The sequence below is a fragment of the Sphaerochaeta sp. genome, assembly GCF_050256055.1.
Lineage (GTDB): Bacteria > Spirochaetota > Spirochaetia > Sphaerochaetales > Sphaerochaetaceae > Sphaerochaeta.
In genome coordinates, this window is the sequence record NZ_JBFWIJ010000009.1 from 42592 (window position 1) to 65478 (window position 22887).

At 50.7% G+C, this 22887-nt stretch carries 23 protein-coding genes; 10 read left to right on the forward strand and 13 right to left on the reverse strand.

Going from position 1 to position 22887, the window contains the following annotated elements; genetic code table 11:
- Together AB7C91_RS05340 and AB7C91_RS05345 are read right to left on the reverse strand one after the other, a co-directional pair.
- Positions 1-471 carry a nucleoside deaminase gene (locus tag AB7C91_RS05340; protein ID WP_332446424.1) on the reverse strand — a complete coding sequence of 157 codons (471 nt, stop codon included), beginning with the start codon at positions 469-471 and terminating at the stop codon, positions 1-3.
- Positions 472-556: 85 nt separating this feature from the next.
- Positions 557-1774, reverse strand: coding sequence for an argininosuccinate synthase (locus AB7C91_RS05345; protein ID WP_332446423.1), 1218 nt, complete (start codon positions 1772-1774; stop codon positions 557-559).
- Positions 1775-2004: 230 nt separating this feature from the next.
- Between AB7C91_RS05345 and AB7C91_RS05350 the strand changes: the two genes are divergently transcribed.
- A complete protein-coding gene (locus AB7C91_RS05350) occupies positions 2005-2739 on the forward strand; it encodes an ABC transporter ATP-binding protein (protein ID WP_428589702.1) in 735 nt (244 codons plus the stop codon).
- Entirely contained in the window at positions 2736-4391 is a 1656-nt protein-coding gene (locus AB7C91_RS05355; RefSeq protein WP_332446421.1) for a hypothetical protein, read from the forward strand. Before AB7C91_RS05350 ends, AB7C91_RS05355 begins: the two co-directional genes overlap by 4 nt.
- On the opposite strand, the gene AB7C91_RS05360 is transcribed toward AB7C91_RS05355, so the two are convergent.
- The 3 genes from AB7C91_RS05360 to hflK form a co-directional block, all read right to left on the reverse strand.
- Positions 4373-5041 carry an HAD family hydrolase gene (locus tag AB7C91_RS05360; protein WP_332446420.1) on the reverse strand — a complete coding sequence of 223 codons (669 nt, stop codon included), beginning with the start codon at positions 5039-5041 and terminating at the stop codon, positions 4373-4375. The two genes, AB7C91_RS05355 and AB7C91_RS05360, sit on opposite strands and share 19 nt — an antisense overlap.
- Positions 5042-5121: 80 nt before the next feature.
- Entirely contained in the window at positions 5122-6123 is a 1002-nt protein-coding gene (hflC, locus tag AB7C91_RS05365) for a protease modulator HflC (protein ID WP_428589706.1), read from the reverse strand.
- Entirely contained in the window at positions 6120-7103 is a 984-nt protein-coding gene (gene hflK, locus AB7C91_RS05370) for an FtsH protease activity modulator HflK (RefSeq protein WP_332446418.1), read from the reverse strand. Before hflK ends, hflC begins: the two co-directional genes overlap by 4 nt.
- Positions 7104-7234: 131 nt before the next feature.
- On the opposite strand from hflK, the gene metG reads away from it, so the two are divergent.
- On the forward strand, positions 7235-9460 hold the full coding sequence (gene metG, locus AB7C91_RS05375; RefSeq protein WP_428589709.1) for a methionine--tRNA ligase: 2226 nt from the start codon (positions 7235-7237) through the stop codon (positions 9458-9460).
- 71 nt (positions 9461-9531) lie between these two features.
- Complete coding sequence (locus tag AB7C91_RS05380) at positions 9532-10584, forward strand: lipid II:glycine glycyltransferase FemX (protein WP_332446416.1); 1053 nt, start codon at positions 9532-9534, stop codon at positions 10582-10584.
- Here AB7C91_RS05380 and murD read toward each other — a convergent pair.
- Complete coding sequence (murD, locus tag AB7C91_RS05385; RefSeq protein WP_332446415.1) at positions 10550-11875, reverse strand: UDP-N-acetylmuramoyl-L-alanine--D-glutamate ligase; 1326 nt, start codon at positions 11873-11875, stop codon at positions 10550-10552. The genes AB7C91_RS05380 and murD overlap by 35 nt on opposite strands.
- A gap of 507 nt (positions 11876-12382) precedes the next feature.
- On the opposite strand from murD, the gene rpsF reads away from it, so the two are divergent.
- The 6 genes from rpsF to dnaB are packed head-to-tail and all read left to right on the forward strand — an operon-like array spanning position 12383 to position 16487.
- Positions 12383-12664: a 30S ribosomal protein S6 gene (rpsF, locus tag AB7C91_RS05390; RefSeq protein WP_332447508.1), complete on the forward strand. Its 282-nt coding sequence runs from the start codon at positions 12383-12385 to the stop codon at positions 12662-12664.
- Between the two features lie 21 nt (positions 12665-12685).
- The gene (locus AB7C91_RS05395; protein WP_332447507.1) at positions 12686-13171 is read left to right on the forward strand and encodes a single-stranded DNA-binding protein; all 486 of its coding nucleotides are present in this window, start codon (positions 12686-12688) and stop codon (positions 13169-13171) included.
- 44 nt (positions 13172-13215) lie between these two features.
- Positions 13216-13506, forward strand: coding sequence for a 30S ribosomal protein S18 (gene rpsR, locus AB7C91_RS05400; RefSeq protein WP_332447506.1), 291 nt, complete (start codon positions 13216-13218; stop codon positions 13504-13506).
- Positions 13507-13545: 39 nt separating this feature from the next.
- Positions 13546-14490: a DUF115 domain-containing protein gene (locus AB7C91_RS05405; protein WP_332447505.1), complete on the forward strand. Its 945-nt coding sequence runs from the start codon at positions 13546-13548 to the stop codon at positions 14488-14490.
- A gap of 12 nt (positions 14491-14502) precedes the next feature.
- On the forward strand, positions 14503-15096 hold the full coding sequence (gene rplI, locus AB7C91_RS05410; protein WP_332447504.1) for a 50S ribosomal protein L9: 594 nt from the start codon (positions 14503-14505) through the stop codon (positions 15094-15096).
- A 20-nt stretch (positions 15097-15116) separates the two neighbouring features.
- Positions 15117-16487: a replicative DNA helicase gene (gene dnaB / locus AB7C91_RS05415; protein ID WP_428589765.1), complete on the forward strand. Its 1371-nt coding sequence runs from the start codon at positions 15117-15119 to the stop codon at positions 16485-16487.
- Here the strand turns inward: dnaB and rseP are convergent.
- From rseP to rpsB, 7 genes are read right to left on the reverse strand one after another with little or no spacing between them, the layout of a single operon-like run.
- Positions 16477-17862, reverse strand: coding sequence for an RIP metalloprotease RseP (rseP, locus tag AB7C91_RS05420; protein ID WP_428589716.1), 1386 nt, complete (start codon positions 17860-17862; stop codon positions 16477-16479). The genes dnaB and rseP overlap by 11 nt on opposite strands.
- Positions 17859-18974, reverse strand: a complete 1116-nt coding sequence (dxr, locus tag AB7C91_RS05425) for a 1-deoxy-D-xylulose-5-phosphate reductoisomerase (protein WP_332447501.1) — start codon at positions 18972-18974, stop codon at positions 17859-17861. The genes rseP and dxr overlap by 4 nt, the downstream gene beginning before the upstream one ends.
- Positions 18975-18981: 7 nt before the next feature.
- Positions 18982-19821, reverse strand: a complete 840-nt coding sequence (locus tag AB7C91_RS05430) for a phosphatidate cytidylyltransferase (protein WP_428589719.1) — start codon at positions 19819-19821, stop codon at positions 18982-18984.
- Positions 19818-20516, reverse strand: a complete 699-nt coding sequence (gene uppS / locus AB7C91_RS05435; RefSeq protein ID WP_332447499.1) for a polyprenyl diphosphate synthase — start codon at positions 20514-20516, stop codon at positions 19818-19820. Before uppS ends, AB7C91_RS05430 begins: the two co-directional genes overlap by 4 nt.
- Position 20517: 1 nt before the next feature.
- On the reverse strand, positions 20518-21072 hold the full coding sequence (gene frr, locus AB7C91_RS05440) for a ribosome recycling factor (protein ID WP_332447498.1): 555 nt from the start codon (positions 21070-21072) through the stop codon (positions 20518-20520).
- Positions 21073-21132: 60 nt separating this feature from the next.
- Positions 21133-21984 (reverse strand): translation elongation factor Ts, encoded by an 852-nt coding sequence (tsf, locus tag AB7C91_RS05445; RefSeq protein ID WP_332447497.1) that lies wholly within the window; start codon positions 21982-21984, stop codon positions 21133-21135.
- A gap of 11 nt (positions 21985-21995) precedes the next feature.
- Complete coding sequence (gene rpsB / locus AB7C91_RS05450; protein ID WP_332447496.1) at positions 21996-22886, reverse strand: 30S ribosomal protein S2; 891 nt, start codon at positions 22884-22886, stop codon at positions 21996-21998.
- Position 22887: the final 1 nt, after the last annotated feature.

The following is a 22887-nucleotide window of genomic DNA, read 5'->3' on the forward strand; positions in this document are numbered from 1 at the left end:
TCAATACAACGATTTCTCCTGGGTTGCATAGTCAGTGAATAAAGGCAGGCAGATATCCCGATCGGAGGGGTGCAGTTGCAGTACCGACTCATCCTTGCACCCTTCGTTGATGAAACGATAGATGAAGTCATCCCGAAAGCCGATCGCCTGTGCATCCTGTGCGGTGCAACCGTAATACACATCCTTGATATTGGCCCAGATGCAGGCGGAAAGGCACATCGGGCAAGGATAGCAGGTGGTGTAGAGCACCGAACCGGTCAGATCATGGGAGTTGTTGGCCTTGCATGCCTGCCTGATCACATTGACTTCCGCATGGGCTGTGGGGTCATGACTTCCCAATACGGTATTGGAGTCGACGAACACCTGCTGATTTCGATCAACCAAGACCGCTCCGAACGGACCTCCGAGGTCGGCTTGCATGGTTTCTTTCGCCCGTTTAACTGCTTGGATCAGAAAATCCTTCGGTTCCATGTATCTTGCTCCCATTTGTATACCGTATCATATGCAAGGGGGATTGGACAGGAAAACCGCCTTCCGGCGGCTTCCCCTTGGATTGTCAGCCTCGTTTTGCACTGGCCATCAAGCGGATCGCATTGATGTTGATGAAGCCTTTGCAATCAATCGGTTGGTAGCCTCCGGCTTTATCCATCGAGCCAAGATCCTGATTGTACAATGATACCGGACTGGATACCCCAGCAAATATGACATTGCCCTTATACAGTACCACCTTGCTGGTACCACTGACATGTTTCTGACTCTGTTCGAAGGCCGCACTGAGCATGGCGAACTCGGCGGATCCCCAGTATCCGTTGTAGATCAGCTCGGCGTATTTGGGCATCAGGCTGTCACGCAGATGCATCGCCTCCTTGTCCATCGTGATGCCTTCAAGATTATGGTGGGCTTTCCAAAGAATTTCGCAACCGGGAGTCTCATAGACACCGCGGCTCTTGATTCCCACATACCGGTTCTCCACCATGTCTACACGGCCGATGGCATTGTCATGCCCGATCTTGTTCAAATACAAAATCATTTCCAGCGGGTCGGTCACCACCGTCTGGTCCTGCTCATTCGTGACCGAAACGGGAATGCCGTCCTTGAATTCAAAACGCAAGAGCGTCTCCTCGTCCTTGGCCATCTGCGGGCTCAGGGTAAGGCTGAATACATCCTCATCACAACGCTTGGACGGATCTTCCAGGATGCCTGCCTCATGGCTGATATGGATCAGGTTCTCATCTTCACTGTAGGGTTTCTTGATTGAAGCCTTCACCGGAATGCCGTACTTCTCCGCATAGGCGAGCATATCGCTGCGGCCTTCGAATTGGCTGAGCCATTCGGCATCCTTCCAGGGGCTGATGATTTTCACTTCCGGCATGTGCATGTAGTACCCGAATTCGAAACGTACTTGGTCATTTCCTTTTCCGGTGGCTCCATGCGCCACATACACCGTGCCTTCCTTACGCGCAATCTCTATCTGGCGTTTAGCTATGACGGGGCGGGCGAGGGAGGTCCCGAGCATGTAGGTACCTTCATAGATGGTATTGGCCTTCAATGCCGGGAAAATATAGTCGGTGACCAACTCCTTGCGAAGGTCCTCCACATACACTTTGGATGCCCCCGTAGCCAAAGCCTTTTTCTCAATGGCTGCGAAATCCTCATTCTGTCCAACGTTCGCTACATAGGCGATGACGTCGAAACCCTTGTTGGCAAGCCACTTGAGGATGACCGAGGTGTCCAGACCTCCGCTGTATGCCAAGATGATCTTTTCCTTACTCATATCTGTTCTCCCTGTCCGGTATGTTGTTGCTGGGCTCAGTGTAGTGAAGTGAAGCTCGATTGACAAGAGGTTTTTGTATAAATATTCCAAAAAATTCCCATATATGCAGAATGTTTTAGGAAATTCTATGAGTTTTATGAATGAATATTCATTATATCTAATTCGAAAAAATTCGAAATAGCTCTTGCAAAACCGTATGTTTCCTCCTATACTGCATGCGGAGTGTAATCATGCTGATATGTAACAATCTTTCGAAACGGTATGCAAATCAGAATCGAAATGCGGTTGATCATCTCGGGCTTTCGATTCCCAGCGGGCAAATCTTCGGCTTTCTAGGTCCGAACGGGGCAGGGAAGAGCACTACGATCAAAATGCTGGTCGGACTGTTGCAACCGGACGCAGGAGAAATCTCCTTTGACGGACTGGACCATACCAAGGATAGTCTACAGTACAAAAAGCAGATCGGGTATGTGGCCGATGAACCTGCATTTTATGACAAGATGACTGCACTCGAGCATCTCCATTTCATTGCGGATATCTACCGAATCGATGCGCAAACGCGCACCCAAAGGATTGCCAGCCTCAGTGAGCGGTTGCTTTTGGACAACGTGCTCGCAGATCCCATACATTCCTATTCTCATGGGATGAAACAGAAACTGGCCGTCATTACCGCTTTGCTGTACCAGCCCAAGTTATTGATCCTCGATGAACCGATGGTCGGGCTCGATCCCAAGGCATCATTCATTCTCAAGCAACTGCTGAAAGAGTATGCCCAGCAAGGAAATACTGTTTTCTTCTCCACCCATGTGCTGGAGGTGGCCCAGAATCTCTGTGACACGCTAGGGATCATCAAGGAAGGTTCGTTGCTCTACTTCGGGAGTTTTGAGGAACTGCAAAGCAAGGGAAATGGCAATGATGAGACCTTGGAACAATTGTTCCTCGAGTTGACCGAGGAGGGACAATGAAACTGCGGACCATAGGGTTGCTGGTCAGCGCGTTCTGGCGAGGCAACAAACCCATCCAGGCAACCTTGGCACGGTTGAGTTTCGGCAGGCAGGGAACGAAATCCCGTGTGCTGGCGACGGTGATGACCGCACTTTTAGTGGTGGTGTTTTTGTATTTTGCCTTTCTGTTGGGTCTGAATTATTACGGGTATCAGGTGCTCGGGCTCATGATGGATATTCCCTCACTGGGGATGTTTCTGGCTTCTTTCCTCTCTTTTTTCTTTTTGATCCTCTTCAGTATGACCGGCACTGATACGATTCTCTATCGAGGAAAGGATGTCCAAAGCCTACGTGCATTGGCGATTTCCGATACCGAGCTGGCGGTCAGCCGGTTGGTGTTGCTGTATATCCAATTTGCGCCCCTGTACTGGTTTTTGTGTATCCCTGCCTTGGGAGTGGCATTGCTGCGCAACGGGTTTTCGTTCCTATATCTGGCAGGTTCTCTTCTGTTTCTTCTCATCGGTCCGGTCTTCGCGCTTTCGATCTGCGTCGTCCTTACCTTGGTGATGATCCGTTTGACCAAGGGTAGACGCTTCGTCATGGCCCAGGAATTGATTTCCATGCTGCTTTTGGTCGTCCTAATCATCGGTTTCAGCGCTTCCATGACCCGAAACATGAGCAAGGATGGAAGTCTCTCGTTCGATTTTCAGGCTATGCAGGCGACCCTTGGACCCCTGTTTCGATCGCTTGTCGGTTCCTTGTCCTTCTTCTCCTGGCAAGCCGATATGCTCACTTCTGTGTCCACCTTGGTACTGATGCTTGGCTTGGGAGTGCTTTGTGCAATCCTGATCGGGTTGTTGGTCACCCACACGTACACCTCCAATCTCTCCTACCTGGCAAGTAATGAAGCAATGCTATCCAAACACCGAAGGCAACGGTCGGTGCGGGCAACCGGAGCCGTCCGTGCATTGATGAAACGCGATATGGTTATCATTCGTTCCTATTCCGCATTCACCTTCGAGTTGCTCGGAGAGCTGCTGGTTCCCGTAATTCTGTTGGCTGTGTATGCGGCCACCGGGGTGCTCGGGCAGATGGAGGCCATGGTACAGACGCTCAAGAATCTGCCGTTTTTCCCCCAGATCATCGTACTGGTGTTTGTCATGACTGCAAATCTGGGGATGCTGAGTTCTACCAGCGTCTCCCGCCAGGGGTCCTTGTTCGTTCTGGATAAGCAATATCCGTTGGACGCATCAGTATTCATCAAGGCCAAATTGTTGCTGCATCTTGTTCTGGTCGGGATTCCCTTGTGCATCTATTTGGTGGCATCATTGCTATTCTTCAAGTTGGGACTCGCCGACCTGTTTTGGATGCTTCCCATTGCTGCACTTTCGGTTTTCTGTGCTGCAAACCTGCATCTGGCCATCGATTATCGAACTCCGCGGTTGGATTGGACGCTCGCCCAGCAAGCCATGAAAAGCAATCCGAATGGATTGATCGGATTATTGGTCTCGTTCCTGTGGGAACTGGTACTTGCAGCTTGTCTCCTGCTTCCCTCGTTCCTACACATTTCTTTCCTCTGGGGCTTGGGATTGTCCTTGTTGCTGCTTGCCGTGCTTGCACCCTTTTCCTATTCGTTGGCTGTACGACAGGCACACTATACGCTCAGTAGATAAGCCATCGATCGCTTGCAGGCTTCTGCAAGCGATGAATGGGTTTCATATGGATAGTGTTTGGTTTGCGTATCCCAAGCCAGGATTAAACCAAGATCGGCTTGTGCGAGCATGGGAAGATCGGTAGGACCGTCACCGATGGCGATGATCGGATGGTAGGAGCCAGAAAGTGCTTTCAGTGCCGATGCCTTACCCTGCGGATCGGCAATATCCACCAGAAGGGATGCTCTTCCTTGCTTATCCCACATCAGTCGCTTTCCGCGCACTGCACAAAAACACTGTTCGATCCCCAACTGCCGGAGGAACGCTTCGACCAAATTTTCCGTTCCACAGGTGAGCACCATCAAATCGGCGACAGCAGAGAGCGAAACAAGCGCTTTGACATCTTCTTCTGCAAGAGAACCGATGAGATCACCTGCTACTTGCTCGATCATCTTTCGGTCCACTGTGGTAAGCAGGCGTGCATACCGTTGATGAAAGGAAGCGCCGAGCTTTCCTTCCTGGTCCTGTTTGATGAAACGTTTGCAACGCATTTGGAACAAGGTCCCTTTGGTCGCCGCATGTTTTCTGATCAAACGTTGTTCACTGTCATATCTTTTGATGGGATACAGGGTCCCGTCGAAATCGAATGCGATGAGTGCACGGCTGTTCATATCGGCAGTCTAGCAAGCAGGGTGAAAAAAAGGAAGGGAGCGGATGCGCTTCCTTCCTTTTTGCAATTATGCATGCTTTTTTATGGTGCAGGGTTGATCCCGTAGAGTGTATTGAAGTACTCCATATCAGTGCTCAACACCTTGTTCAGCTTGGGAATGGTCTTCTTATAGGACTCGAGGGTTCTCCAGAGTTCAAAGAATTGAGGATCTGCCGAATATGCATCGGAATAGACGGTTGCCGCCTGAGCATCGGCTACACCTTTTATCTTCTCACTTTCGGCATATGCCTGGGAAAGGATCTGCTTCTGTTCCCCCTCGGTCTTGCCTTGCCACTGGGCCAATTGGCCGCGACCGTAGGAACGGTACGCTTCAGCGATCTGATTTCGTTCCTTGATCATCCTCTGGTACACGCTTTCGGTCAGATCGTCACTATAGCGGATCTGGCGGACGATGATGTCGATCAATTCGATGCCGAATCCATCGGTGAACTTTTTGGCCTGGTCGAACATCATACTGGAAAGGCCGTCACGTCCGATCGAGATGGTCTCCTGCCTGGACTGCGTGACCGTCAGGTTGCGCAGCGTCTCGGCATCGACGTTACTCTCCAGGTTCTGGACTTCCTCCACCACCTTGATGTTGTTGATCTGGTTGGTGTTCCTTACCGCCTCATTGAGATAATTCTCACTGATGATGGTGCGAATCGAAGAATCGAGTACATCGTTGAGGCGGTAAATGCCATTGTTGATAGTGTTGACCGTCTCGTAGTATTTTGCAGGATCGCTGATTTTCCAACGTGCGGTGGTATCGACCCAGATGAACTGATTTTCCTTGGTCGGGATTCGCTGTGCATCACCGTCCCAGGATAGGATTTTCTTGGGATAGATGACCACATTGTCGATCAAGGGCATCTTGAATTTCAAGCCGGAGGTCTGTTCCGTATTGACGATTTTCCCGAACCGGGTGAGTACCGCCTGCTGTCCTTCATACAAGATGTAGAAGGGTCCGAGCAGAACGAAGATGACAAGAAACACAATCAGCACGATGAGCGTGGTGATGAGTTTTCTGTTGGTGGTTGCTTTCATTTTGCACCCCCTTGCAGCATCTGGATCGGAAGGAAGTTAGCCAGATTCTTATCCACCAAAGTGACCGAACCGCTGTCGGTCGGATTGATGATCGATTCCATGGTTTCAATATAGAGACGGGCGCGGGTGATTTCCTTGCTCTTCTCGTACACTTCCCGGACGCTGTTGAAACGTGCAACATCGCCTTCTGCCTGATTGACCCGTTCAGCTGCATACCCCTGGGCCACCTGGATCATCTGATTCGCTTCGCCTCGTGCCGACGGGATCACCTTATTGTAGTTCTGCTTGCCTTCATTGATCAGACGGTTCATATCCTGGATTGCCTTGTTGACATCCTCGAAGGCATCCTGGACTTCCCCAACCGGCGGAACGATGTTCTGCAGCTTTACCGTAACCACCTTCACACCCAACCCGTAGGTGTCGAAGATTTTCTGTACGTTGTCCTGGGCCTCGATCTCGATGCGGGTGCGTTGGCTGGTCATGACTGAGAGGATGGGAAGATCCCCGACCAGTTTGTTCATTACACTTTGGCTGATGTCCCTGATGGTCGTTTCCTTGGATTCAACATTGAACATCCACTTGTAGGGATCCTCAATCTTGTATTGGACGATCCACTGCACATCGATGATGTTCAAATCTCCGGTCAGCATCAAGGATTCATTGGTGTAATCAGTTGATCCCAACAACGGAGAAGTGGAGCTGTTGCTCCGGTATCCGAAGGTCATGGTCTGTACGACCTGGGTGGGGACTGTGTAGCTTACCTCGATCCCCAGGGGGATTTTGGTTTGCAATCCGGGTCCAACGGTTCGGTTGTATTTTCCCAGTCTCAGGACGACCGCCTGTTCGGTCTGGTCGACGACAAAGAAACTGCTGAGAACCAACATAACGAGGACAATCGCAACAATAATCCAAATGACCAGCTTGGGACTGATGTTCCGGACTTTGCGTGCAGGCCTCGGTGGTTGCTGCATGGTATCCATACTCTCTCCTGTATGTGCCGTAGCACCTTTTCAATGTAATGACACACCGGTGTATCGTCAAGGTCGCAATCTTGTGCCTGCCCGTCGGTTTGCCATTGAAATAAACGCTTCTCCGGTCTATTATGTCCCCTATGAAAAAGAGACTCGTAACTTCCGCCTTGCCCTATGTAAATAATATTCCTCACTTGGGAAACTTGACTCAGGTACTTTCTGCTGATGTGTTTGCCAGGTTCTGCCGATCCAAGGGGTATGAAACCCTGTATATCTGCGGAACCGATGAATATGGTACGGCCACCGAGACCCGTGCACTCAAGGAAGGGGTGACCCCGCGTCAGTTGTGTGATCACTACCATGCCATCCATCGAGACATCTATGCATGGTTCAACATCGGCTTCGATTATTTCGGACGAACCAGTACCGAGAAACAGACCCAAATCGTCCAGGATATTTTCCATAAGGTGGATGAGGCGGGCTACATCTGCGAGCATGAGCTGGAACAGTTGTATTGCCCGCACTGTGAACGATTCCTTGCCGACCGTTTCGTGGAAGGGACCTGCCCCCATTGCCATTATGAAGGTGCAAGGGGGGATCAGTGCGATAATTGCCAGACGCTGCTCGACCCGATAGAGCTCGTGGATCCGCGCTGCGGTGTCTGTGGCACCCGCCCGGTGCCACGGAAGACCAAGCATCTGTACATCGATCTACCCAAAGCCCTTCCTTTGCTGGAATCCTGGATGGAAAAAGCAAGCAGGGAAGGTTTCTGGGCGAACAATGCCGTGCAGATGACCAAGTCATGGATCCGTGACGGACTGAAGGAGCGCTGCATCACCCGCGATCTGAAATGGGGAATTCCCGTACCCAAGAGCGGGTATGAGGACAAGGTGTTCTATGTTTGGTTTGATGCACCGATCGGGTACGTCTCGATCAGTGCCAATGCAACCGAAGATTGGAAACGTTGGTGGTTCGATCCCGAGCATACTGAATTGTTCCAATTCATCGGCAAGGACAACATTCCCTTCCATACGGTAATTTTCCCCTCCTGCCAACTGGCTACCGGGGAAAACTGGACGATGCTTCATCATATGAGCAGCACCGAATACCTCAACTATGAGGGCGGAAAATTCAGTAAGAGTCTGGGCATCGGGATATTCGGCAATGATGTGCAGGATACCGGCATCCCTGCCGATGTCTGGCGATTTTATATGTTCTATAACCGGCCGGAACGCAGTGACGTGACGTTCACTTGGGCTGATTTCCAGGAAAAAGTAAACGGGGAGCTGATCGGCAATCTTTCCAATCTGGTCAACCGGACCCTGACATTCGTCAAGCGATTCTATCCTGATGGATCGATGCTTGATGCCAATATCGATGATGCGCTGCAGCAACAGATTGTCGAGAAGGAAGCGGAAATCGATCGTCTGCTTGAGAAAGCGGAGGAGCGTGATGCACTGCGCCAGATCCTTTCGCTCTCTTCGTTGGGCAACAAGGCGTTCCAGGATGGAGAACCTTGGAAAATGCGCACCCAGGATCCCTTGAAGGCCAAGATGTTGCTCAAGACCTTGGTATATCTCATCCGGGATCTCGGCGTCCTGATCGAACCCTATATGCCGACTACCAGCAAGCGCTTGCTCTCCTTCCTGCAGTCAGAGGGCGCACGGTGGACGGATCTTGGATCCTGTAAGGGGATTTTCGGTTTCGGCGAACCTGAGCTCCTGTTCACCAAGCTTGAGGATGCATTGATCGAGGAACTGCGGAATAGATTCAGCGGTTCGCAGGAAGAACGGAAGCAGAAAGAACAGACGGAAACCAAAGAAACAGTGGAGAAAATAATGGAGCAAACACAGGAAGCACAAAGTCTGGCTGAACAATTCGCCCAAAGGGTGGTCCTCAAGGTGGCAAAGATCACCAACGTTGAGAAACACCCGCAGGGAGATAAGTTGTATATCCTCACGTTGGATGTACAGGAGGAGGAGCCCCGTACCATCGTCAGTTCCATCGTCCCGTACTACGAAGCGAACGAATTGCAGGACCAGAACATCATCTTGGTAAGCAACCTCAAACCAGCCAATTTCCGCGGTGTGAAGAGCAATGGCATGTTGCTTGCTGCAAGCGACCCCAAGGCAGAGGAGCATACCACCTGTGAGGTGCTGTTCGCAGGACAGTATGCACCTGGAACAGTATTGACCGTAGATGGATTTACAGAACCTGAACAGGGTATCCCCTATGTGAAGGCCGATCGATTCTTCGCCCTGCCGTTGTATACCGAAGACGGAGTGCTGAAGATAGAAGGGAGAATGATAGGGAAGGACGGAGTACCCGTTACGTCGAAAAAATATTTGAACGGGCCGGTTGGTTGATTCTCCAAGACGAATGCAGAGAGAGACGACAGGGGCCTTTCCGGCCCCTTTCGTTTCGTGGGCGAAGGTAGATGGCAATGGTTGTCCGGTTGATTGATTACAAACAATTTCCCTGCACCACTTCGGTGTTGCAAAGCAGTTTCTGGGCAGCAGTGAAGCACGGCACCGGATGGATGCCCTATGCCTTTTCAGTCGAAGATGAATCCTATTCCTTTTCCCTGCTGGTTCTGGTCAAACAGGTCCTGCCGTTGATGAGCCTTGCCTATGTTCCCTTCGCGCCTCCTTTGGACGTACTTGATCGGGTGGTGGTTCATGAACTTTTGCGTTCTTTGTCCAAACAGTTGAAAAAACTCTTGCCTCACGGTGTCTTCGCCTTGCGTTTCGATCTCCCTTTCGACGGGCCGAATGAGGAGAATGTATTGGTTGTATCCGGACCGCGTTTGCATGCCTGTCGGGAAAGCGTACAACCGGAGGGTACGGTTCGTATCGACCTTCGAGCAGGGTATGCTGCGGTGACAGAGGCGTATCGTGAGCGTGCCAAACGCGCCCTTCGCAAGGCAGGCCAGGCGTTCGAAGTCGGATTGTATGGTGGGGACGATCCTGCATTCAAACGATGGTATGATGTGTATCTGGAGACTGCGAAGCGGGATGGCTTTTCCCCAAGGTCGGCGAAATATCTGAAAGCCTTGTTGAATCTCGACGGTAAGGTGCATGCTGATGTCGCATGCAAGCTTTTGCTCGCCACCCAGAAACGAAAAATCGTCGGAGGAATCATCGTCGTGTTCGGGCCATCTGAGGCATTGTATCTCTACGGTGCATCCTTGCGCTTTGATGGACTTTCTTGTGCACATTTACTCCAGGATTATGCAATACGCATGGCATGCGAACGGTCGTGCGCCTTTTATGACTTATATGGGATTTCCGGTCCAAGCGGGCGGGGTGCCCACCTTGCCGGACTGGAAATTTTCAAGCTTTCCTTCGGTGGACAATGTTATTACCGTACACCTTCAACCGACTATGTATACGCATTGCTTCCGTGGCGCTTCTATACCTTGTTGGAGCATATGCGGTATCGGATGAATCGCCAGCTCAAGAGCCAAGAAGGAGTCCCACCAAATTCTTGAACTGGTTGCCTCGGTCGAATTCATTTGCAAAAAGTTCAAAGGATGCACTGCCCGGTGAAAGCAGGATGGCCTGTGGCAATTGCGGGAGGTCCTTCTGCTTGGCAAGTGCTTCATCGAAGCTGGCCTGCAAAGCATCTCCCATCGACTTGAACGGCCCATGGTAGGTGATTGCGTGTTCGTGCAGCAAGGGAATCAGCTTGTTCTGGGTGAAGCTTCCATCCAAAAGGGAAATGCTTGAAGCTTGCTTGAGTTCCTCAAGCATGGAATCGGGTTTGAGATTCTTGTCCGTTCCCCCGCAGATCAAATGTACGGCCATCGTGCGGAATTTAGCATAGGAAAAATGCACTGCTTCCGGTATGGTGGCTGCGCTGTCATTGACAAAGAGGATGCTGTCCAAGGATCCGACTTGTTCGATGCGGTGCGGAACCCCCTGGAAGCCCTCCAACGCTTTGAGTATACTCTTGTATTTGAATCCGAGGGCAAGCAGGATCGCATATGCGCTGGTAAGGTGCGGTTGTTCCTGCAATTCCTTCGGACAGGAGCGGTCGATTCCCCTGATGTGACGACGATCAAGCTTGGTTTGCTTCTTGATACGGTTCATCATCACATCAGGAACTACAGCAAGTCTGACAGTGGGGGTGAACAGCTCCAGCTTGTCCTCCAGATATTGTTCGATGGATGCATAGGAATTCAGATGGTCCGGGTAAAAATTGGTCAAAGCGCATACCGCCATGACCGGCATCTGGGCGTGAAGCGCCCGGACAGTGTCCCGTATCTGCCAGGAGGAAAATTCACAGACCAAATAGTCGGGAAGTCTTCGTCCCTGTTCATTGCGCCGTTCCCATTCTCTCAGTACGCTGAAGGCGCTGATCCCCATATTGCCGCATTGCATGGCTTCATATCCCAATTCCTGCAGGACATGTGCGACTGCGGCACTGGTGGTCGTCTTTCCTTTTGTTCCGGTGATCCCAATGATGTTCACTTGTTCACACCATGGGGAAGAAAACAGCCAGGCAAAATCATTCACCACCATGCGAGCATGTCTGAGCATCGGGTGGTTCGGGGGGATGGCGGGGTTCTTGACTACGATATCCGCCCAGAAGAAGTCCTCAGAACGGTGCGGACCGCTTACACAGGTAGCGCCGCGTAGGGTGAGGGCTTCCATTTCCGAGCCGAGATCGCATGCACCGTTCAAGTCAGTGATTCTTACTTCATCTCCATGGTCGAGGAAATATGTCGCAGCGGAATATCCGCCTCCATGCATTCCCAAACCGAAGATAAGGACCTTCATACACCCTTCCCCCTGTCCCCTAATAGTAAGAAGAAACAGAGAGGAGAGCAAGATACTCTGCAAGCAAACTCCAAGGAAATCATGTTCAGCAATCATCTTAATTTTTCGTCTTCTCCCCCTTGACCTTGGTTTGCCATACCCGCATAATGGTACGGTAATTACAAAACCATCCGGATTCGGCCTTAGCCGACAAAAGAGCCGGTGGGTAAGGAGCTCTACAGTGCCTTGTGGAAGAAAAAGAAAGAAGCATAAGATTGCTACTCATAAGAGAAAGAAAAAGCTCAGAAAGAATAGACATAAGAACAAGTAGTTTTTTCTGGTAATCTTTAGCTTGGTACCAAAGCAAAACCGCCGGTCGCTCCGGCGGTTTTTTCTTGCTCAAGCTGTTGTGGCATTGAAGGATATCCAAGCCGTTTTGTTGACGTTGTCAGTAAAAGTATGGTACTCTACTGAGAACCTCTTTATCCGCCTCGTGTGGGCGGATCATATAGACCGTAAGGAGGAACCATGAGAAATTATGAGTTCACCGTTATCTTCAACGCAAATGAAGAGAACACACAGGCTGGCCTTGAGTTTGTAACCAGCCTCTTTGCAGCTGCCGAGGTAGAAATTACCAAGCAGGAAGACATGGGCGTCAAGTATCTCGCCTATGACATCAAGAAACAGGAAAAGGGTCACTATTTCTATTTTGAGCTGAAGGCTGACCCCAGCAAAATCCTTGGCTTCGAGAGAGAATTCCTCTTGCATGCCAACATCCTGAAATACCTGTTTGTAAACACCGAGAAATAAGCAAAAGAATGGAGAGCAAGAATGGCTAATGACTTGAATGTAGTCGCGTTGGTGGGTCGGCTTACCAGGGAAAGCGAGCTTCGTTATTCCAATGGAGGCATGGCTATCTGTCGTTTTTCCATCGCAGTCAACCGGAGAAAGAGGACGGCTGACAATCGCTGGGAAGATGAAGCCAACTTCTTTGACTGCACGATGTTTGGAAAGAGCGCCGAATCCGTCAACCAATATCTGGAGAAGGGAAGGCAGGTGTCCATCGTCGGTGAGCTGAGACAGAGTCGCTGGGAACAGGATGGCCAAAGTCGAAGCCGGGTTGAGATTGCCGTCAATTCTTTGCAGCTCCTCTCGAGCCCCGGTTCTCCCGAAGGGAGAGTTGAGAATCGTCGTAGCGAACAACAGCCTATGACGAGAAATCAGGGATCATATGGTGCACGCCCTGCTGCAGACCCGATGCCGGCTATGGATATCGGAGGTCCTGAGCAGTTCGACGACGATCAGATCCCATTTTAAGACACTGCCAGTTTGGGCAGTTGACGTTGCAAGGAGATATATGCATGCGTGATGATGATAATGATTCCGTAATGAACGAAATGGATGCAAAGAACGGAAGAGACAGAAGGATGGGTGGTCGTAAGCCCGGCTTCCGCAAGAAGGTTTGCAAGTTCTGCACCCAGAACCTTACTCCCGATTACAAGAATCCCGAGATGCTTCGCCGCTATATTACCGAACGTGGCAAGATCCTTCCTGCCCGCATCACCGGTTGCTGCGCAAAGCACCAAAGAGCTGTTACTGCCGAAATCAAGAAGGCCCGCGTCCTCGCTTACCTTCCGTTCGAGAAGAAGTAACACGTGTTGGGTGCCATGAACCGGATTGATACTCGGTTATTGAGAACTTCGCTTGTCATGGTCGGTGTGAGTTTTGTGCTCTCCCGGCTGATGTTGGGGAATTTTCTCTTTACCATACCCTTGATGGTTCTTGCCCCGAAGTTTTCCGATCGGAAGACAGCTCTCCTCCCGGTAGGTTTGGTTGCGGTCTTGATAGGCCTTACCGAGCTCATCCGTTCCAAGGGTGCATTTACAAGCCCGGAGGGAAGGATTCTGCTTTTGATTGGATTGTTCATCCCGACCGTGTTGTTGGTGGCATCGGCAGTATGGATTGCCTTTCCCACCCAACGTACGGTATACCGCTATCTTGCGTCCTGCCTGTTTGGGGTGGCCGCTTCATTTGCGGTGGTTATCTGGTTTTCGAAGCCGAACGAGACATTGATGCGGGTGGATTCAGCCTTGCTGGAAACATTCCGTCTCATACTTGGACAAGCCTCTGGAAACAACCAGGCGACACTTGGAATATCGGATTCTGCTATCCGAGAGTTGTACCGGTTGTCGGTTATGACGGTAGGAGCCATTCTGGCTCCCGTATGTATGGCATTGGTTGGCTTTGCAAGTTTTATTGCAATGAGCTACCAATCACGTTTGGATAAAGGGTTCAACAACCGCGTCGCCCGTTGGAAAATTCCTGAAGTGAATCTCTGGATCTTTCTGGGAGCTTGGACGATCGTCTTGCTGTTGATCATTTTGAAGGCACCCTATCTGTATCGGGCTTTGGCCATGCAGGTTGCTTTCGGTTCGAGCGTGCTGTATGCTGTGCAAGGTATGGCCATCGTAACACATTTTGTGTTGCGTAAAGGTCTGACTGTCAGTCCCTCAAGGTTGTTCACAACGGTCTTTCTTCTGGCTTTCCTGATACCTGGGGTGAACCTGCTGGTTGTCTTTGCATTACCCTTGTTGGGGGTTACAGAGACTTGGATTGCGTATAGAAGTTATGAGTAAGGAGTTATCCCTATGAAAATCATTCTCAATCAGGATGTCGTCAACCTTGGTGAAGAGGGAGACGTTGTTGTAGTCAAGGACGGGTACGCCCGTAACTATTTGCTTCCCACCAAAATGGCCGTTATGTTCAACAAGTCCAACCAGGCCATGTTCGCAAGCCGTGCTGCTGCCATTGAAAAGCGCAAGGTTGAGAAACGATCCGCAAGTGCTTCCCTCAAGGAGAAGCTGGACAAGGTTGTCCTGACCTTGGTCGTGTCTGCCGGTGAGAGTGGAAAACTCTTCGGGTCGGTCACTTCCTCCATGGTGCAGGATGCTCTTTCCAAGCAGGGAATTGAGATTGAACGCAAGAAGATCGAGGTTCCCACCCATGCCATCAAGATGGTGGGCAACTATTCGGTACGCGTTCGCCTGTATGAAGACGAAAGTGCTGATATCAAATTGGTAGTAGAGAGCGAAGCTATGGTGAAGGCCCGCCAAGCTGCTGAGGCAAAGGCTGCAGCAGAAGCTGCAAAAGCCGCCGCCAAGGCTGAAGCAGAAGCGAAAGCCGCCGCAAAAGCCGAGGAAGCCGCAGCAGCAGCTGAAGCCACAACCGAAGCGAACGAGTAATACCTATGGCGTCGGATAGTATGTATGGGCGCGTTCCGCCTCAAAACGAAGAGGCTGAACGTGCTGTTTTGGGAGCTATTCTTCTCAATGAGAAAGTACTGGTCGAAATAACCGATTTCTTGGGAAAGGATGATTTTTATCGGGTAGCTCACCAGAACCTGTTCGCCGCCATCGTTGCCTTTCGACAGGAGAGTTCAGAATCCCTTGACCTGATTACCCTCAGTTCCTATCTGAAGCGTAAGGATCAGGTTGAGGAGTGTGGTGGACTCTCCTATATTTCCACCCTCACCAGCGACGTTCCCACCATGACGAACGCTGCATATTACGCCAAGATTCTCAAAGCACTCAGCCAGCGAAGAAAGCTTCTGCTGTATGCTTCTCAACTCAAAGACAACGCCTATGATGAGTCGCAGGATATCCAAAAAGTCATTGACGAAGGGGAACAAGCGCTCTCCAAGCTGAGCAATGACACTGCAGGAAGCGATAATTATTTCAGTATCAAGGATTTGGTTACCAATGCCATTTCTGAGATTGAATTAAGAAGTACCTCTGGTATTAAGAATGGCTTTGAATCAGGGTATGCGCCCTTGGATTCCATCACCGGGGGTTTCAAGAAACAGGAATTCATCATTGTAGGAGCCAGACCTTCCATCGGTAAGACGGCCTTTGCCCTTTCCTTGACGCTGAACATGATCGTGAAGAAGAAATATCGGGTAGGCTTCTTTTCCTTGGAAATGAGTGCCGCCAGTCTGATGGAGCGTCTTCTTACCGGACACAGCAGGGTCGACTTCACCCACATTAGGAAAGCTACGCTTAAAAACAGTGAAATGAGCGCCATCATCGATGCGTCAAGTTCGTTGTACGATTCGGAATTGTATATTCAGGATACGCCGAATATGAAGCTGATGGAACTCAGGGCTCAGGCCCGAAGGATGAAACTTGAGCATGACATCCAGATCATATTCATAGACTATATCGGTTTGATTGATGCTGAAGCGGATGCCCGTGTGCCCCGTCATGAACAGATCTCGATCATCAGCCGTTCCCTGAAGCAACTTGCCCGTGAATTGGATGTTCCGGTGGTCTGTCTTTCCCAGGTCGGTCGACAGGCCGATGGGGTGGAACCGAAGTTGTCTGATCTTCGGGACAGTGGATCGATTGAACAGGACGCCGATGTCGTCATCCTGTTGCATCGTGATGTGACGAAGAACCGCACCGACGATGAAGAACAGCGTGAGAAGAACAACATCCAGGAAACGAAGATCATCATGGCGAAGAACCGAAATGGGGAAACGGGAATGTTCTCCCTTGCGTTCGTCAGCAACATCGTTCGATTTGAGGAAATGGAATTCAGCCATAAGTATGTGGCTGGAAACAATCCTAACGCCTGATCAAGAGAAAATGCCTGATATCGACCCAGCTCAGGGCGATGAAGAGTACTACGACACAGGCGATGCCGATCAATTGAAGTACATAGTATGTCTTGGGTCTGATCTGACGTTTGGTGATCCATTCACCCAACGCAATGGCCACCTGTCCTCCGTCGAAAGCGGGTAGGGGCACCAGATTTGCAATCGCAAGGGAAATGGATACCACTCCCATAAGATAGAGCAATGCGTATGCAGCGCTTTCTGGTGCATCCTCAAACCCCAGGGTGGTGATATCCCCGATCAACAATGCAGAACGTGCCATGCCGGTCACATTGCTGCGGATATCAGGTTGTGAACGAGAGAAGATGGCAGTGAGGGTAGCAAGGGTTTCTTTGATGATACGTCCGGTCTTTTGCCAGCCTGCAGCCAAACTGAATGGTTTCCCGGGGAGTTGTCGTGTCCTGGATTGGATGGCAAACCCAAATTCAGGTTGTCCTTGCTCATCAAGATACGGGCGAAAAACCACCACGTGGGTGCCATCCGCACGTTGAACAGTCAAGGATACCCTATCTGTTTTCGACTGGAGTGCCGAAAGGAGTTCCAGCTGGTTGGTAACCGATACGGAGCCAACCTTGATGATCCTGTCCCCTTCAGCCAAACCGTTATGTGCTTCCACCGAGGCGGGACGGACATTCCCCACAATCGTTGGCTGCAACACCGTCAAACCAAAGCGATACGCACCTTCCGACATTTTCTCCGCCCTGACCGTGAAGGTCAGCATCTTTTGATTTCTCTGGATCGTAATGTCTGCTTCACCCTGGGTCCGTTCCAAGAGTGCCTGTACCTGCTGCCAGTCTTCGATTGATATGCCGTCGATTTGTACAATCGTATCGCCTGAGCGTATCCCTGCTTCGTAGGCAGGGCTTGTCTGATTCCCGAAAAGCAGTGGATAGTCATTGACGGTAGCGACCATGGCGGAGTCGGAAAGGGTGGCAACTGGGAGGCTGGCTAACAGGGCATAGACAAGGATGGCAAATATAAGATTGGCGAGCGGACCTGCAAGGTAGGTGACCATTCTGCGGATTGGATGAACGGAAAAAAGCGAACCTTCCTCGGTATGGGTGAAGGTTCGTTGGTTGTGGATCAACGCTTGGCTCAGGTCGTCGGAACCCTTGAGACGGCAATATCCGCCCAAAGGAAGCCAGCTGATCCGATATTCGGTACCCTTGTACCTGCAAGACCAGAGTTTCGGTCCGATTCCGAAGGAAAAAACCTCCACCTCGATGCCCTGGAGGTTTGCCGCCACCAAATGACCCGCCTCATGTATTCCCACCACCAACGAGATGCTGACCAGACCAATGAGATATTTCAGCAGGATGGCGGCTACGGCATTCATAGCATGCTTCTTGCAAGGACCCTTGCCTGATGGTCGAGTTCAATGATTCTTGAAAAGCCTGTGATTTGGGCAGTCCAATCTCCATCAAGAACACGCTGCACGATTTCTATCATACGCACATAGGAGATGCGGTGTGAGAGGAAGGCTTCGACCGCCACTTCGTCTGCAGCGTTGAATGCCAAAGCACTGCTACCTCCGCGTTTAAGTATGGAGAACGCCAATTGCAGGAGGGGAAATCGAGTAAAGTCGGGTTTTTCGAATTGCAGGGTAAGCGATGAGAAATCCAAGGGACGAACCAAGGATGCAAATCCGGGTTGCAGCGCATTGATGATCGGAAGCGTCATGTCAGGTGTTCCCAGCTGAGCATACACAGCTCCATCGATGGTCCTGACCATCGAGTGAACGATTGATTGGGGATGGATTACCACCTCGATATGCTCAGCATCGAAGCCGAAAAGATGAGACGCCTCGATGACTTCCAAAGCCTTGTTGGCCAATGTGGCGCTGTCGATGGTAATTTTTCTGCCCATGTTCCAGGTAGGGTGTGCCAAAGCCTGTTCGACGGTAATCTCAGAGAAGCGGGATGCTTCCAGCGTCCTGAAGGGACCTCCGCTGGCGGTGATGATCAGCGAGTCGAGTGTAGCTCGGTCTCTGCCCTCAAGCAATGCAGATAATGCGGAATGTTCACTGTCGACGGGAATGATGGACCGCTTCATATGTTTAGCAACATCGAACAAATATGAGCCTGCGCATACGACACTTTCCTTGTTGGCAAGGGCAAGATCGAAACCGGACTGAAGCACAGCCAAAGAAGCTTCCAAACCTTGGAAGCCTGCAATGGCATTCAGGACGATATCAGCATCGAGGGAGGCAAGCATTTGCTTGAGACCCGAAGACAAGGAATATGTCCTGATCCCATCGACATCCTGCAACTTTGAGGATGTGAGACAGATCGCCTCAACACCGAATTCCATCCCCAGGGAAATCAATGCTCCACTATTGGTATGGGAAGAAAGCCCCACTACTTTCAACGGAAGCTGTCTACTTCTGATCGCCTGCAGCGCAGTGGTTCCTATGCTCCCGCTGCAGCCCAGGATGATTATCCTTTTCATGGTATTCCTAGAACAGGGAGAGCAACACCCAGAAAACTGGGGCTCCTGCCAACATGGAGTCTATGGAATCGAGTAATCCACCGCGACCGGGAACCAATGTTCCGCTGTCTTTTACCTGAGCGGATCGTTTGAATGCACTTTCGATCAAATCACCGATATTGGCTGCAACCGAAGTACCGAAACCAAGCAGGGCTGCCTGCCAGATATTGATGATTGCATCCACGCCGGGTACGAACATGCAGAATGCCACGGAAAGCAGTACGGTGCTCAGGATTCCTCCGAGAAACCCGGCTATGCTTTTATTCGGGCTTACCTTGACGATGCCTTTGTTGGTTCTTCCCAGCCACATACCGAAAATGAATGCAAATACATCATTGCTGAAGATCAAGAGGAAGAACAGCAAGAGGGTCTGTGTAGGCAGGGGAAGTGCGACCAGCCGTTGGATGAAGGTGAACAACAAGCCTGGATACAGGAGCAGCAGAGCCTCTCCTGCGATCCGGGTCAACGAATTGGAGAAGCCATCCCTTGACCCATATACCAATTCAGTGGAGAAAAATGCCAAGGCCATGAAGACGATGACCAAGTCCACCAAAGGGAGTTCAGGGAAACATGCAATTTCCATCCACTGGGCGAATGGCAACAACCCCACGAATACAACCGGAAGATGCGGTTTGACTCCCAGGGCCTTTCCATACAAATCCTTTACTTCTTTTGCCCCATAAATAGTGGTGAATACTGCAACCAAGGAAAGTGCAAAATAGGAATGAGCAGGAAGGAAGACTATGATGCAGAAGAGAGAGGGAAGGGTGATCACGGTCGTAAGGACCCTTTTCGTCATCGATGTCATTGAACCCCCCCGAATTTCCTTACCCTTTGGCGATACTCTTCACAAATCTGTTGGACGTCTGATGCATCCCAGTCAGGCCAGAGTTTTTCGTAAAAGGCAAGTTCAGCATAAGCGCTGTCCCACAAGAGAAAATTGCTTAAACGTTTCTCGTTCGCGCTTCTGACTATCATATCCACGCAGGGTATTTGAGGCAAGGGCATTGCTGAACAAAGCGCATCCTCTGAGATGCTCTTGCCGGGGTTTTGGGCGATGAAGTCATTCACCGCACGGCAAATTTCATCTCTTCCCCCATAATTGATCGCAAGAATTGCCGTAATGGTTGTATTGTTTCTGGTTGCGTCAACGGTTTGCTCAATGGCCTGCTGCACTTGCACCGGGAGTGCATCGATCTTCCCGCGTACCAAAATGCGAATACCGTATTTCTGATAGAATGCCAGTTCCCCATGGAGTTTGGATACCAACAAGTGCATCAAGTATGATACTTCCTGTTCGCTTCGTTTCCAATTCTCCGTAGAGAAGACGTAGAAGGTGATATACCCGATGCCCTGATCAGCCGCTTCCCGGATAACCCGTTTGAGGGCCTTCAGGCCCTCCAGGTGTCCGGCGGTTCTTGGCAGTGAACGCTTCTGCGCCCAACGGCCGTTCCCATCCATGATGATGCCGAGGTGAGTCGGGACAACGGGTGTATCTGCCATCCTAGATCTCCATGATTTCCTTCTCCTTTTCATCAGAAAGGGAGTTGATCTGGGCGATGTAGGAATCAGTCATTTTTTGGATCTTTGCTTCAGCATCCTTCAGCTCATCTTCACTGATGTCGCCGTTTTTCTGCAACTTCTTCAATTCATCCATAGCGTCGCGGCGAATGTTGCGCATGGCAACCCTGCTTTGTTCAGCATTTGCCTTTGCACTCTTCACCAGCTGTTTGCGCCGTTCCTCGTTCAATGGGGGAAAGTTCAGGCGGATGAGTTTGCCGTCGTTGTTCGGGTTCAATCCGAGATCACTTTTCAGGATGGCCTTTTCGATGGCGCTCAATACGGTTTTATCCCAAGGCTGGATGACGATCATCCTGGCTTCAGGGACACTAACCGTCGCTACTTGGTTGATCGGGGTTTCCGCACCATAGTATTCGACTCTGATCTTGTCCAGAAGGGAAGCTGAGGCTCTGCCGGTTCTCAGCGAGGCAAAGTCCTTGGAAAGACTCTCAAGGCTTTTCTGCATCTTGCTTTCACACGTATCAAGTACCTGTTGCATACATTTCTCCAATAAAACTACCGCTCACAGAAGTGAGCGGTGTGTATGAATCGATTGCGATTAGTTGCTGCAGGAAGCAGCGCCTGCACGCAGGAACGCATAATTGACGATCTCGAGCTTGGCTCCGACGGACTTTCCGATTTCCGCAGCCTTCTTCTCGACACTCATCGAGTCATCCTTTACGAACGGCTGCTTCAAGAAGCAGATTTCCGAAAGGTGCTTGTTGAGTTTTCCCTTCACAATTCCTTCCACAACCTTTGCGGGTTTCCCAAGATTGGCAGCCTGCACATTGAAAATCTCAGTCTGCTCCTTGATATAATCGGCATCGACAAAGGAGGTATCGAGATAGGAGGGCGTGAAGGCGGCGACGTGCAAAGCGCAATCGTTGGTGAATTCCTTGACGGTCTCCAGTGAGAAGATCTCGGGTTTGTCGGACTTGAACATTACCAGAACGGCAAGCGCTCCGTTGCCATGGATATAGCTGGAAGCATACTCATCGGCGGCGATGTCGAATACGACCAACTGCTTGAGGGACATGTTTTCCTTGATGATGGCGATCAGGTCATTGACCATTCCAACCAATTCATCATTGCTTTCGCGATATCCCTTCTCCAGGGCGACCGTGCAGATCGATTCGCCGAGGGCGATGAACTGCTCGTTGCTGGAAACAAAGTCAGTCTCACAGGTAAGTTCAACGAGTACAGCCTTGTCTTTCTGCACCTTCACAAACACCCGACCATTATCAGTTGCCCGATCCTGGCGTTTTGCGATGGCAGCAAGTCCCATCTCCTTGAGAATCTTCTCAGCGGCAGCGAAATCGCCGTCAGCCTGAGTGAGTGCTTTCTTGCAATCCATCATGCCTGCGCCGGTGATGTCACGCAGTTTTTTTACTACATCAGCGGTAATTGCCATGCTTATACTCCTTAGTCCTTGTACAGGGTCTCTTCGTCGACAAGAAGGTCTTCTTCTTCGGACTCTTCTTCAGCCTTCTTCTCATCCTTATCTTCGAACTTCGAGAAATCAGCGCCTTCATCGGTGGAGAAGACGATTTCTTCATCTTCCTCATCTTTCTTTTCGGGCTCTTCGGTCACGTCATCCTCGGAACCCAGGGTTTCGATGATCTGGATGCCCGCTTCGTTGTCCGCATCGACGACTGCGTTTGCAATAATCTCAACAAACAGACTGATGGCGCGGATGGCATCATCATTTCCCGGGATGGGGTAGGTAATATCGGAGGGATCGCAGTTGGTATCGACGACGGCGATGACAGGAATACCAAGGCGCTTGGCCTCGGCGACGGCAATGGCTTCTTTCTTGGTATCAATGATGAACAGAGCTCCAGGGAGATCCTTCATGTCCTTGATTCCACCAAGGTTTTTCTCAAGCTTGGTCTTCTGTTTGGTCAACAGGGATACTTCTTTCTTGGTCAGGGAATCGAATGTCCCATCGATTTCCATCTTCTCAATCTTCTTGAGCGTGGCGATGGACTTCTTGATGGTGGTGAAATTGGTCAGCATACCGCCAAGCCAACGGTTGTTGATGTACGGCATACCACAACGCTTCGCTTCAGCTTCGATGGCCTGCTGGGCTTGCTTCTTGGTACCGACGAACAATACCGTTTTTCCCTGTTTGACGACAGCACGTACTGCATCATAGGCTTCGACGATGCAAGCAGAGGTCTTCTGCAGGTCGATGATGTGAATTCCATTTCGCTGGCTGAAAATGAAACGGGCCATCTTGGGATTCCACCGCTTGGTCTGGTGGCCGAAATGCACGCCTGACTCAAGCAGGCTCTTCATGGTTACTACGGACATA